We start from the raw sequence: 12,068 nt of genomic DNA, 5'->3' as shown, positions 1-12,068 counted from the left end.
TACCCCCGCATGACCCACTCGCTCGCTCCCGTTGCCCAGTCCGGCGCCGTGGCCGTGGCCAACCCGTGGTCGCTGGTGCCCCCCCTGGGCAACCTGGACGCCTACATCTCGGCCGTCAACCGCCTGCCCCTGCTCACCCTGGAAGAAGAGCAGCAGGCCGCGCGCAAGCTGCGCGACGACAACGACCTGCAGGCCGCGAGCCAACTCGTGATGTCCCACCTGCGCCTGGTGGTCTCCATCTCGCGCCAGTACCTGGGTTACGGCCTGCCGCACGGCGACCTGATCCAGGAAGGCAACGTCGGCCTGATGAAGGCGGTGAAGCGCTTCGACCCCGACCAGGGCGTGCGCCTGGTCAGCTACGCCATGCACTGGATCAAGGCCGAGATCCACGAGTACATCCTGAAGAACTGGCGCATGGTGAAGCTGGCCACCACCAAGGCCCAGCGCAAGCTGTTCTTCAACCTGCGCTCGCGCAAGCAAGGTTTTCGTGCCGAGGCCATGGACGGCGACACCCACCGCGAGGTGCTGTCCGACGCCGAGGTGAAGCTGATGGCGCAAGAGCTCAACGTCAAGCCAGAAGAAGTGCGCGAAATGGAAACGCGCCTCTCCGGTGGTGACGTGGTGCTCGACCCCGCCCCGAACGACGACGGCGAAGAAGGCTTTGGCCCCATCGCCTACCTGGCCGACGCCAGCCATGAGCCCACCGCCATGATCGAGTCGGCCCAGCGCGACGCGCTGGCCACCGAAGGCATCGCCCGCGCCATGGGCGAACTGGACGAGCGCTCGCGCCGCATCGTCACCGAGCGCTGGCTGCGCGTGAACGACGACGGCTCGGGCGGCATGACGCTGCACGAACTGGCGGCCGAGTATGGCGTGAGCGCCGAGCGCGTGCGCCAGATCGAGGTGGCCGCCATGAAGAAAATGCGCAAGGCCCTGGCCGCCTACGCCTGAGGTTTCAAGCGCCCAAGAAAAAGCCGCTTCCCGGAGCGGCTTTTTTGCGCCTGGCGCCCGGCGAATGCCGGGCCTGGTGCATCAGTGCTCGCGGCGCAGCGCCGGGAACAGGATCACGTCTCGGATGCTGGGGCTGTCGGTCAGCAGCATCATCAGGCGGTCAATGCCGATGCCGCAGCCGCCCGCCGGGGGCATGCCGTACTCGAGCGCGCGCACGTAGTCGGCGTCGAAGTACATGGCCTCTTCGTCGCCACCGTCCTTGGCGGCCACCTGGGCGTGAAAGCGCGCGGCCTGGTCTTCGGCGTCGTTCAGCTCGGAGAAGGCGTTGCCGAACTCGCGGCCGGTGATGTAGAGCTCAAAGCGCTCGGTCACCTCGGGGCGGGCGTCATTGGCGCGCGCCAGCGGCGAGATCTCGGTGGGGTGGTCCATGATGAAGGTCGGGTTCCAGAGCTTGTCTTCCACCGTCTCTTCAAAGAAGAACACCTGCAGGCTGGCCAGGCTGCGGCTTGAAAGCTGGTTTTTCTCTTCGCTCATGCCCAGCTTCTTCAGGCGCTCACGCAGCCAATCGGCGCTGTCCACGTTGGCGCCAGCGTCGGTGTACTTCACGATGGCGTCGCGGATGGTGAGGCGCTCGAAGGGCGAGTTCACGTCCACCTCGCGCCCCTGGTAGGTGAGCACGCCGTCACCGCGCACCACCTTCACCAGGTGGCGGATGAGCTGCTCGCAGAAGTCCATGAGGTCCTGGTAGTTCCAGTAGGCCGCATAGAACTCCATCATGGTGAATTCGGGGTTGTGCCGAACGCTGATGCCTTCGTTGCGGAAGTTGCGGTTGATCTCGAACACGCGCTCGAAACCGCCCACCAGCAGGCGCTTGAGGTACAGCTCAGGCGCGATGCGCAGGAACATTTCCTGGTCCAGCGCGTTGTGGTGCGTGACGAAGGGCTTGGCGTTGGCACCACCGGGAATGGGGTGCAGCATGGGCGTTTCCACTTCCAGGAAACCGTGGTCCACCATGAAATTGCGCAAGGCCGAAATGGCCTGGCTGCGCGCCACGAAGCGGCGGCGCGAGCTCTCATCGGTGAGCAGGTCAACGTAGCGCTGGCGGTACTTGATCTCCTGGTCCTGCACGCCGTGGAACTTGTCGGGCAGCGGGCGCAGGCTCTTGGTGATCAGGCGGATCGAATCGACCTGCACCGACAGCTCGCCGGTGCGGGTGCGGAACAGCGTGCCCTCGGCGGCGATGATGTCGCCCAGGTCCCAGTGCTTGAAGGCCGCGTAGACCTCGTCGCCCAGGCGATCGCGGGTGACGTAGAGCTGGATGCGCCCACCCGAGGGGCCAAACGAGGCGTCTTGCAAGGTGGCGAAGCTGGCCTTGCCCATCACGCGCTTGAGCATCATGCGCCCGGCCACGCTGGCGCGAACCGGGTTGGCCTCCAGCTCTTCGGCCGTCTTCTCGCCATGGGCGGCAAACACCTCGGCGGCGCGGTGCTCGGGCTTGTGGTCGTTGGGGAAGGCCACGCCCTCGCCGCGCTTCTGCGCCTCGCGCAAGGCCTTGAGCTTCTCGCGGCGCTCGGCGATCAACTGGTTCTCATCTTGCGCGGCGGGCGCGGCCTGGTCGGGGGTTTGGGCTTGGCTCATGAATGACAAGAGGGTCGGGCACCGGATGGCGCCAAACCCTCGATTGTAGTTTTCCGAAAGGCAGCCGCCCGTTGGCCGGGCCGCTGCGTGTTATTCGCCCAGGTAGGCGGCGCGCACCTTGGGGTCGTCAAGCATGTCTTTGCCGGGCCCGGTCATGATGATCTCGCCCGAGTCCATCACGTAGGCACGGTCGGCGATCTGCAGCGCGCGGCGGGCGTTCTGCTCCACCAGCACGATGGTCACGCCCTGCGCCGACACGTCGCGCACCACCTCGAAAATCTTGTCCACCATGATGGGCGACAGGCCCATGGAGGGCTCGTCCAGCAGCAGCACCTTGGGCTGGCTCATCAAGGCGCGCGCCATGGCCAGCATCTGCTGCTCGCCACCGGACATCGTGCCCGCCAGCTGGTCTTTTCGCTCACGCAGGCGGGGAAAGATGCCGAACATGCGCTCGATGTCGGCCTCAATGCCCGCCTTGTCGCGGCGGATGTAAGCGCCCATCTGCAGGTTCTCGGTGATGGTCATGCGCGTGAACACGCCACGGCCTTCCGGCACCATGGCCAGGCCTTGCTTGACCAGGTCCCACGAGCCCTTGCCCTTGATGCTTTGGCCCAGGTACTCCACCTCGCCACCCTCGAAGGGCAGCGAACCGGTGACAGCCTTCATGGTGGTGGTCTTGCCCGCGCCATTGGAGCCGATGAGCGAAATCAGCTCGCCCTCGCGCACTTCCATGTCGATGCCCTTGACGGCCTTGATGCCGCCGTAGGCCACCTTCAGGCCTTTGACTTTGAGAAGCGTATTTGCCATGGGGTGTTCCATCTCAATGGCCGCCGGTGCCGAGGTAGGCCTCGATCACCTTCGGGTCTTTTTGCACTTGCGCGGGCGTGCCAGAGGCGAGCTGCTTGCCGTAGTCGAGCACGGTGACGCGGTCGCACAGGCCCATCACCAGTTTCACGTCGTGCTCGATGAGCAGGATGGTGCGGTTGTCCTTGCGGATGCGGTCGATCAGCTCGCGCAGCTGCACCTTCTCGGTGGCGTTCATGCCAGCCGCGGGCTCATCCAGTGCGATGAGTTGCGGGTCGGTGGCCAGGGCCCGGGCGATCTCCAGGCGGCGCTGGTCACCGTAACTCAGGGTGCGCGATTTGTAGTCGGCGAACTTGCCGATGCCCACGTAGTCGAGCAGTTCTCGGGCGCGCTCGGTGATATCGCGCTCCTCGCGCTTGAAACCCGGCGTGCGCAGCACCGCGCCCACCAGGCCGGAGCGCGTGCGCACATGGCGCCCCACCATCACGTTCTCCAGCGCCGTCATTTCGGCGAACAGGCGAATGTTCTGGAAGGTGCGCGCAATGCCCGCCTTGGCCACTTCGTGCACGGCGCTGGGCGTGTAGGGCTTGCCCGCCAGTTCGAAACTGCCGCTGTCGGGCGTGTACAGGCCGGTCAGCACGTTGAAGAAGGTGGTCTTGCCGGCGCCGTTGGGGCCGATCAGGCCATACACCTGACCGCGCTCGATGGTGATGCCCACATCGCTGAGGGCTTGAAGGCCGCCGAATCGCTTGGAGACGTTGGCCACTTTGAGGATGGTGTCGCTCATGCTGGGGCTCCGCTCACTTGCTCAGGGACTTGCCATGTTCGGGCGCAGGCCACAACCCTTTGGGGCGCACCAGCATCACCACCACCATGGCCAGCGCGATCAGCAGCTGGCGCAGGATCTCGGGCGCCAAGCGCCCATCGGTGAGCTGGGTCAGCGGCGTGGCCACGTGGCGCAGCAACTCGGGCAGGCCCGCCAGCAGCAGCGCACCGAGCACCACGCCCGGAATGTGACCGATGCCACCCAGCACCACCATGGCCACCACCATCACCGACTCCATCAGCGAGAACGACTCGGGCGACACAAAACGCTGGAACGAGGCGAACAGCACGCCCGACACGCCGCCGAACGACGCCCCCATGCCGAAGGCCAGCAACTTGAGGTTGCGGGTGTTCAGGCCCATGGCCTTGGCGGCGATCTCGTCTTCGCGAATGGCCATCCAGGCGCGGCCGATGCGCGAGTCTTGCAGGCGATACGAGATGACCACCGACAGCATCACGAAGAACAGGAACAGGTAGTAGTACAGCGTGACTGGCTGCAGGGTGAAGTCGCCAATCTGCAAGCGCTTGCCCAGGTCAAGGCCGAACACGGTGATGCTGTCGATCTGGCTGATGCCCTTGGGGCCGTTGGTGATGTTCACCGGGCGGTCCATGTTGAGCATGAAGATGCGAATGATCTCGCCAAAGCCCAGCGTGATGATGGCCAGGTAGTCGCCGCGCAGCTTCAGCGTGGGCGCCCCCAGAATCATGCCCACCACGCCCGCCACCGCGGCCGCCACCAGCATGACCAGCCAGATGTTGTAGTGCACCCCGTTGGGAAAGGCCGCCTTGATGGCCGGGAAGGTATCGGCCAAGTGGGGCGAACCCAGCAACGCGAACAGGTAGGCGCCCACCGCGAAGAACGCGATGTAGCCCAGGTCCAGCAGGCCGGCGTAGCCGACCACGATGTTCAGGCCCAGGGCCAGCAGCACGTACAGCAGGGCGATGTCGAGAATTCGCACCCACGAGTTGCTGCCCGTGGCTTGCAGCAGCAGGGGCAGCGCCAGCAGCGCCACCGCAGCGATCAGGAAGGTGATCAGCTTGCCCATTTTGGTGTTCATCATGGCTTGTTCCTTGTGCCTCAGGCGCGGTCGGCCACGCGTTCACCCAGCAGGCCCGAGGGGCGCAGCGTGAGCACGACAGCCAGCACAATGAAGGCAAAGATGTCGGTGTACTGGCTGCCCAGCACGCCCCCGGTGAGCTTGCCCAGGTAACCCGCGCCGAGCGACTCGATCAGGCCCAGCGCCACGCCCCCCACCACCGCACCGGCCAGGTTGCCAATGCCGCCCATCACCGCCGCCACGAAGGCCTTGAGGCCGGGCATGAAGCCCATGGCGTGTTGCACGGTGCCGTAGTTGGAGGCCCACATCACGCCGGCGATGGCCGCCAGCATGGCGCCGATGATGAAGGTGGCCGAGATCACCACGTCGGGCTTGATGCCCATGAGCGCCGCCACGCGCGGGTTCTCGGCGGTGGCCCGCATCGCCCGCCCAAGGTTGGTGCGGTTGACCAGCCACATCAGGAAAGCCAGCGTCAGCACCGTGACGCCCAGGATGGTGATCTGCGTGATCGAGATCACCGCGCCGCCAAACTGCACCGGCTCGGTGGGCAGCATGTTGGGGTAAGACTTCGGGTTGGGCTTCCAGATGATCATCGCAAAGGTCTGCAGCAAGAGCGACATGCCGATGGCGGTGATCAGGGGCGCAAGCCGGTTGGAGTTGCGCAGTGGCCGGTAGGCCAGTTTTTCGATCGTGAAATTGAGGGAGGCGCACACCACCATGGCAATGACGGTGGCGATGACCAGAATCAGCCAGCCCGGCATGCCCGGTGAGGCTTCGCGCATGACACCGATGATGGTCCAGCTCGTCAGTGCACCCACCATCAGCACGTCGCCGTGAGCGAAGTTGATGAGGCCGATGATGCCGTACACCATCGTGTACCCGAGCGCGACGAGCGCATACATGCTGCCCAAGACCAGACCGTTGATGATCTGCTGTAGCAAAACGTCCATGAAGGTTCTCCGTGTTTTTGACCGGTCGGGGCACGTGGGTAATGCGCCCCTTCTCTCAACCTAGCAAAAAACCCGCCAATGCCATCCTGGGTAGAGCATGGCGGGCGGGTCTGGGCGCGATTCTAGACATCGCCCTTCGGCGAAAACATGCGGAAAAGCCCTGAGAAACCGGCGCGGGGGACGCGGTGTCACCCGGTTGGAGAGTGGCAGAAAGGGCTTAGCGGGCCGCTTGGTTGCGGCGCTGCAGTTCGGCGAGTTTTTCGCCAATGCGGATCTCCAATCCGCGATCAACCGGGCGGTAAAACCCGGGCGGCGGCATGCCTTCGGGAAGGTAGTTCTCCCCGGCAGCGAATCCGCCTTCTTCGTCGTGCGCATATCGGTAGCCCTTTCCGTAGTCGAGCTCTTTCATGAGCTTGGTGGGCGCGTTGCGCAGGTGCATGGGAACGGGCCGAGTGCCGTCTTTTTTGACGAATGCCTTGGCCTCATTGAAAGCCTTGTACACGGCATTCGATTTGGCGGCAATCGCGAGATACACCACGCACTCGGCCAGGGCCAACTCGCCTTCGGGGCTGCCCAGGCGTTCGTACACGTCGGCAGCGTCCAGGGCCAACCTCAGGGCACGCGGATCGGCCAGGCCAACGTCTTCGGCGGCCATGCGAATGAAGCGGCGCGCCAGGTAGCGCGGGTCGGCGCCGCCATCGAGCATTCGCACGAACCAATACAGCGCGGCGTCGGGGTCGGAGCCGCGCACGCTTTTGTGCAAGGCGCTGATGGTGTCGTAGAACTGATCACCCCCCTTGTCGTAGCGGCGCATGCGCTCGCCCAGCACCCGCAGCAGCCAGGCGTCGGTCACTTGCTCCAGCCGCTCTTTGTTGGCGGCCACCGCCAGGGTTTCCAGCGTGTTCAGCAGACGGCGCGCATCGCCATCGGCGTACGCAATCATGCGAGCCAGCGCGGCGTCTTCCATGGCCGGCACGGCGCCAATGGCCTGCGCCTTGGCCACGATCTGGCGCAGGTCGTCCTCTTGCAGGGGCTGCAGCACGTACACCGCCGCCCGCGAGAGCAAAGCCGAGTTCACCTCGAACGAGGGGTTTTCGGTGGTGGCGCCGATGAAGGTGAACAGCCCGCTTTCCACGTGGGGCAGGAAAGCGTCTTGCTGGCTCTTGTTGAAGCGGTGCACCTCGTCCACGAACACGATGGTGCGCTGCGCGTGCAGGCCGTCGCGCGCCAACTCGGCCTTCTCCACCGCCTCGCGGATGTCCTTCACGCCGCCCAGCACCGCGCTGATGGTGATGAACTGGGCATCAAAGGCATCGGCCATCAGCCGCGCGATGGTGGTCTTGCCCACCCCGGGCGGGCCCCACAGGATGCAGCTGTGCGGCTGCCCCGATTCAAACGCCAGGCGCAAGGCCATGCCCTCGCCCAACAGGTGCTGCTGGCCGATCACTTCGCCCAGCGTGCGCGGGCGCAGCCGTTCGGCCAGGGGAATGTGCGAGGCGGCGGTGACCACGGTATCAGGGGCGAATCACGTCAGCCCCGGCGGGTGGCTCAAAGCGGAAATCACCCGCCTTCAGGCCCGGGTTGGCTTGCCACTGCGAAAAGCGCAACACCGAGCGCTGGCCCAGGCCGTCTTCGATGTCGAGCACGGCCAGCTCCTTCTCGCGCAGACCGATGCGCACCAAGCGCAGCTGGCCCTCCTTGGCGCGCGGTGTGGCCTCCACCCATTGCAGGCCATCTTGCTCGGGCGCGGACTTCAACTCGAACGCCCCCTTGAGGGCGTCGATCTGCCCGGCAGCGGCGATGATGGCCGCGGGCGTGCTGCCCAGCGCGTCCTTCTGGCGGCGAGCCGTGACCTGGTTCAGGTCCACGTCGTACAGCCACAGGGTCTGTCCATCGGCCACGATGGTCTGGGGAAAGGGCTTGGTGTACTCGAAGCGAAAGCGGTCAGGCCGCAGAAACTCGAAACGGCCGCTGCTGGTCTTGCTGCGGGGCTTGGCCTCACCTGCACGCGTGGGCGACGTGACCACCTGGGTGAAGCTGGCGCGGGCGCTGCCCACTTCGCGCAGAAAGGCATCGAGGGCTTGCAGGCCATCGGCCTGGGCCGAGAAGCCACTCAGGAACAGGGCGGCAGAGAGAAAAAGTCGTTTCATGGCGCTTGGAATGCGTCGGCCAGGGAAAGGTTGCACGGCCCGGTCACTCGCTGCGCGAGGGCACGATGATGTCGCGCTGGCCACTGCTGGTCAGGGCGCTCACCAGGCCGGCGTTTTCCATGTCTTCCAGCAGGCGAGCGGCGCGGTTGTAGCCGATCTTGAGCTTGCGCTGCACGTAGGAAATGCTGGCCTTGCGGTCTTTGAGCACGATCTCCACCGCTTGGTCGTAGAGCGGGTCTTTCTCGCCCGAGACCTCGCCGCCGCCACCGAAGGCATCGCCGCCTTCGCCATCGGCCGGGGCACCGTCGAGCACGCCCTCGATGTAGTTGGCCTCGCCGCCCTGCTCCTTCAGGTAAGCCACCACGCGGTGCACCTCTTCGTCGCTCACAAAGGCGCCGTGTACTCGAATAGGCAGGCCCGTGCCCGAGGGCATGTAGAGCATGTCACCCATGCCCAGCAGGGCCTCAGCGCCCATTTGGTCAAGGATGGTGCGGCTGTCGATCTTGCTCGACACCTGGAAGGAAATGCGGGTGGGAATGTTGGCCTTGATCAGGCCGGTGATCACGTCCACCGACGGCCGCTGTGTGGCCAGGATCAGGTGGATGCCCGCCGCGCGCGCCTTCTGTGCCAGGCGGGCAATCAGCTCTTCGATCTTCTTGCCCACCACCATCATCAGGTCGGCCAGCTCGTCGATCACCACCACGATGTGAGGCAGGCGCTCCAGCGGCTCGGGTTGCTCAGGCGTGAGGCTGAACGGGTTGCCGATGATCTCGCCCTTGGCCACGGCTTCGTCGATCTTGGCGTTGAAGCCGGCCAGGTTGCGCACGCCCATCTTGCTCATGAGCTTGTAGCGCTTCTCCATCTCGGCCACGCACCAGTTCAGCGCGTTGGCCGCGTGCTTCATGTCGGTGACCACCGGCGCCAGCAGGTGCGGAATGCCCTCGTAAACGCTCATCTCCAGCATCTTGGGGTCGATCAAGATCAGGCGCACGTCCTTGGCATCGGCCTTGTAGAGCAGCGACAGGATCATGGCATTGATACCCACCGATTTGCCCGAACCGGTGGTGCCGGCCACCAGGCAGTGCGGCATCTTGGCCAGGTCGGCCACCACCGGCAAGCCGCCGATGTCTTTGCCCAGGCCCATGGTCAGCATCGACTTGGCCTCGTGGTAGACCTGCGAGCCCAGAATTTCGGACAGGCGAATGGTCTGGCGCTTGGCGTTGGGCAGCTCCAGTGCCATCAGGTTCTTGCCCGGAATCGTCTCGATCACGCGAATGGACACCAGCGAGAGCGAGCGCGCCAGGTCACGGCTGAGGTTGACGATCTGTGAGCCCTTCACACCCGTGGCGGGCTCGATCTCGTAGCGCGTGATCACCGGGCCCGGCGCCGCTGCCACCACCCGCACCTCCACGCCAAAGTCCTTGAGCTTCTTCTCGATCAGGCGGCTGGTCATCTCCAGCGTCTGCGGGTCTACCAGCACCTGCTGCGCAGACGGGCTGTCCAGCAGGTCCACCTGCGGCAGCTTGCTGTCGGGCAATTCGGTGAACAGGGGCTTCTGGCGCTCTTTCGCCACGCGATCGCTCTTGGGCAATTCCACCGGCGCGGGCTCAATGAAGACGGGCTTCGGGTGGTGCTCCTCGATTTCTACCCGCTCCACCTTCACCACCTCTTCGCGCTCCTTGGCGGCTTGCTGGCCAATGCGCAGGTCTTCCACTTCTTCGCGCTTCTCGCGGCGGGCTTCGAACCAGCCATCCAGCGTCTGGCCGATCACCTCGGCCCAGTGCCCCCACGAGAAAGTGAACACCCGGGGCAGGCACACCACCATGATCGCCAACATGGCCAGGGCTGCGCCGGTGAAACCCAGCCAGCGCGAGACCCACGGCCCCAGCAGCTGGCCCAGCACGCCACCGGCCGGGCCGGGCAGTGTGTGCTCAAAGCGGTACAGGCGGCTCCATTCCAGGACACCGCTGGCGGCCAGCAGCACCAGCAAGGCCGACCAGAAGATGACGCGCCGCATCGCCGGCCGCTGCCACCAGCGGGCGGTTTCGGGCTCGCTCTGGGTGCCTTCCGCGCGAATCCAGCGCGCCAGGGTGGCCAGCCAGAGGCGAACGCCCACCAGGAAGGCCCACCAGACCGAATAACCCAGCAGGTAATAGCTGCCATCGGCCACGATGGCACCCAGGCGGCCACCCCAGTTGCCCACGGCGCTTGAGGCACCCGTGGTGCTCCAGGCCGGATCGGCCAGGGAATGGGTCAGGAGGGAAATGAGCCAGAACACCAGGGCAGCGGCCCCGAGCACCAGCGCGATCTCCTGCGCGAATCGGGAGACGCCGACCGGCGGCTGTGCAGTGCGGTCGGCGTTGAGGGTGTTGAGCGAATACGTCATGGACCTGCGGCAAACGAGGGGCTAGCTTACCCCATGGCCAAGGCCCGTCCGTCCGTCAACCCAGGGACGTCAGGCGCTCTTTGATGACGGTGCTGCCGTCCTCAGTCACCTCGATGAAGCCACGGTCTTCCAGGTCTTTCATGACGCGGCTGACCATCTCGCGCGAGGCGCCGATCATCTTGGCCACGTCCTGGCGCGACACGCGCTCTTTGATGCGCAGATTGCCGTCCTTGTCGGGCTGGGCGAATTCCAGCAGGGCACGGGCCACGCGGCCGTACACGTCCATCAGCGCCAGCGACTCAATCTTGCGGTCGGCGTGGCGCAGGCGCTGCACCAGCCCCTTCATGACCGCGTAGGCCATGGACGAGTTCTCGGGCAGGCAACGGGCAAACTCGTTGCGCCCGAGGATCAGCACATCGGTCTGCACCTCAGCGCGCACCGTGGCCGAATGGGGCTGGTTGTCGATCAGGCTCATTTCGCCCACGTAGTCGCCCGGGTTCATGGTGGCCAGAATCACCTCGCGTCCGCGCGAGTCGGTGGTGACCACCCTGGCCCGCCCGGTGAGCACAATCGACAGGCAGTTGGACTTCTTGCCCTGCTCCACAATGCACTCGCCGCGCTTGAAGCGCCGCTTGACCACCGCATCGGCCACCGATTCGGCCTGCGCCTGGGTGAGAGTGGAAAACAGCGGAACGCGTCGGATGAGATCGAGATTGGACAGGATGGACATGCGTGTATTTCCCGTGGTGAATCGCGCACCCGAGGCGCTTCCCTACAATGCCTGAGCTGTCTGCCCAAGCGTCTGCAAACCTTTGCCTATCGGCAAGGATCAGGCTATTTGGCTCGCCACTCTAAACCAAATACCCCCCACCCCTGAACCCGACACCCCCACTTTTGATGGGGCCCCGAACCATGAAACACGCGAAAGTCCTGATCCTGGGCTCCGGGCCTGCCGGTTACACCGCCGCCGTGTACGCCGCCCGAGCCAACCTGAACCCCCTGTTGATCACCGGCATCGCCCAGGGCGGCCAGCTCATGACCACCACCGAGGTGGACAACTGGCCCGCCGACGCCAATGGCGTGCAAGGCCCTGAGCTGATGCAGCGCTTCCTGGCCCATGCCGAGCGCTTCAACACCGAAATTGTGTTCGACCACATCCACACGGTGGAACTGAACAAGCGCCCCTTCGTCCTGAAGGGCGACAGCGGCGAATACAGCTGTGACTCGCTCATCATTGCCACCGGTGCCTCGGCCAAGTACCTGGGCCTGCCCTCCGAAGAGGCCTTCATGGGCAAGGGCGTGAGCG

11 protein-coding genes are annotated in these 12,068 nt (G+C 65.2%); 2 read left to right on the top strand and 9 right to left on the bottom strand.

Going from position 1 to position 12,068, the window contains the following annotated elements:
- Positions 1 to 9 precede the first annotated feature (9 nt).
- Positions 10 to 951 (top strand): RNA polymerase sigma factor RpoH, encoded by a 942-nt coding sequence (rpoH, locus tag ACE3RQ_RS00055; protein WP_374518671.1) that lies wholly within the window; start codon positions 10 to 12, stop codon positions 949 to 951.
- 81 nt (positions 952 to 1,032) lie between these two features.
- Here the strand turns inward: rpoH and lysS are convergent, their stop codons facing one another.
- From lysS to ACE3RQ_RS00010, 9 genes are all read right to left on the bottom strand, one after another.
- On the bottom strand, positions 1,033 to 2,589 hold the full coding sequence (gene lysS / locus ACE3RQ_RS00050) for a lysine--tRNA ligase (RefSeq protein WP_374518669.1): 1,557 nt from the start codon (positions 2,587 to 2,589) through the stop codon (positions 1,033 to 1,035).
- Positions 2,590 to 2,679: 90 nt separating this feature from the next.
- Positions 2,680 to 3,396, bottom strand: a complete 717-nt coding sequence (locus ACE3RQ_RS00045; RefSeq protein ID WP_374518667.1) for an ABC transporter ATP-binding protein — start codon at positions 3,394 to 3,396, stop codon at positions 2,680 to 2,682.
- A 13-nt stretch (positions 3,397 to 3,409) separates the two neighbouring features.
- The gene (locus ACE3RQ_RS00040; RefSeq protein ID WP_374518665.1) at positions 3,410 to 4,180 is read right to left on the bottom strand and encodes an ABC transporter ATP-binding protein; all 771 of its coding nucleotides are present in this window, start codon (positions 4,178 to 4,180) and stop codon (positions 3,410 to 3,412) included.
- Positions 4,181 to 4,193: 13 nt separating this feature from the next.
- Positions 4,194 to 5,279 (bottom strand): branched-chain amino acid ABC transporter permease, encoded by a 1,086-nt coding sequence (locus ACE3RQ_RS00035; protein ID WP_374518663.1) that lies wholly within the window; start codon positions 5,277 to 5,279, stop codon positions 4,194 to 4,196.
- A gap of 17 nt (positions 5,280 to 5,296) precedes the next feature.
- Positions 5,297 to 6,226 carry a branched-chain amino acid ABC transporter permease gene (locus tag ACE3RQ_RS00030; RefSeq protein WP_374518661.1) on the bottom strand — a complete coding sequence of 310 codons (930 nt, stop codon included), beginning with the start codon at positions 6,224 to 6,226 and terminating at the stop codon, positions 5,297 to 5,299.
- Positions 6,227 to 6,443: 217 nt separating this feature from the next.
- Positions 6,444 to 7,736, bottom strand: a complete 1,293-nt coding sequence (locus ACE3RQ_RS00025) for a replication-associated recombination protein A (RefSeq protein WP_374518660.1) — start codon at positions 7,734 to 7,736, stop codon at positions 6,444 to 6,446.
- 4 nt (positions 7,737 to 7,740) lie between these two features.
- A complete protein-coding gene (gene lolA, locus ACE3RQ_RS00020; RefSeq protein WP_374518658.1) occupies positions 7,741 to 8,376 on the bottom strand; it encodes an outer membrane lipoprotein chaperone LolA in 636 nt (211 codons plus the stop codon).
- Between the two features lie 43 nt (positions 8,377 to 8,419).
- Positions 8,420 to 10,762: a DNA translocase FtsK gene (locus ACE3RQ_RS00015; RefSeq protein WP_374518656.1), complete on the bottom strand. Its 2,343-nt coding sequence runs from the start codon at positions 10,760 to 10,762 to the stop codon at positions 8,420 to 8,422.
- Positions 10,763 to 10,817: 55 nt separating this feature from the next.
- Complete coding sequence (locus ACE3RQ_RS00010; protein ID WP_374518654.1) at positions 10,818 to 11,492, bottom strand: Crp/Fnr family transcriptional regulator; 675 nt, start codon at positions 11,490 to 11,492, stop codon at positions 10,818 to 10,820.
- Positions 11,493 to 11,674: 182 nt separating this feature from the next.
- Between ACE3RQ_RS00010 and ACE3RQ_RS00005 the strand changes: the two genes are divergently transcribed.
- Positions 11,675 to 12,068 (top strand): FAD-dependent oxidoreductase (locus ACE3RQ_RS00005; protein ID WP_374518652.1); only part of this gene is annotated, 394 nt, incomplete at its 3' end.

The organism is Hydrogenophaga sp. (assembly GCF_041913525.1).
Lineage (GTDB): Bacteria > Pseudomonadota > Gammaproteobacteria > Burkholderiales > Burkholderiaceae_C > Hydrogenophaga.
The sequence above is the reverse complement of the archived record's forward strand: the minus strand, read 5'-3'. Positions and strand labels throughout refer to the sequence as shown.

Coding starts and splice junctions, on each gene's coding strand:
- rpoH (WP_374518671.1), top strand. CDS start 10: ATGACCCACTCGCTCGCTCCCGTTGCCCAGTCCGGCGCCGTGGCCGTG.
- lysS (WP_374518669.1), bottom strand. CDS start 2,589: ATGAGCCAAGCCCAAACCCCCGACCAGGCCGCGCCCGCCGCGCAAGAT.
- ACE3RQ_RS00045 (WP_374518667.1), bottom strand. CDS start 3,396: ATGGCAAATACGCTTCTCAAAGTCAAAGGCCTGAAGGTGGCCTACGGC.
- ACE3RQ_RS00040 (WP_374518665.1), bottom strand. CDS start 4,180: ATGAGCGACACCATCCTCAAAGTGGCCAACGTCTCCAAGCGATTCGGC.
- ACE3RQ_RS00035 (WP_374518663.1), bottom strand. CDS start 5,279: ATGATGAACACCAAAATGGGCAAGCTGATCACCTTCCTGATCGCTGCG.
- ACE3RQ_RS00030 (WP_374518661.1), bottom strand. CDS start 6,226: ATGGACGTTTTGCTACAGCAGATCATCAACGGTCTGGTCTTGGGCAGC.
- lolA (WP_374518658.1), bottom strand. CDS start 8,376: ATGAAACGACTTTTTCTCTCTGCCGCCCTGTTCCTGAGTGGCTTCTCG.
- ACE3RQ_RS00015 (WP_374518656.1), bottom strand. CDS start 10,762: ATGACGTATTCGCTCAACACCCTCAACGCCGACCGCACTGCACAGCCG.
- ACE3RQ_RS00010 (WP_374518654.1), bottom strand. CDS start 11,492: ATGTCCATCCTGTCCAATCTCGATCTCATCCGACGCGTTCCGCTGTTT.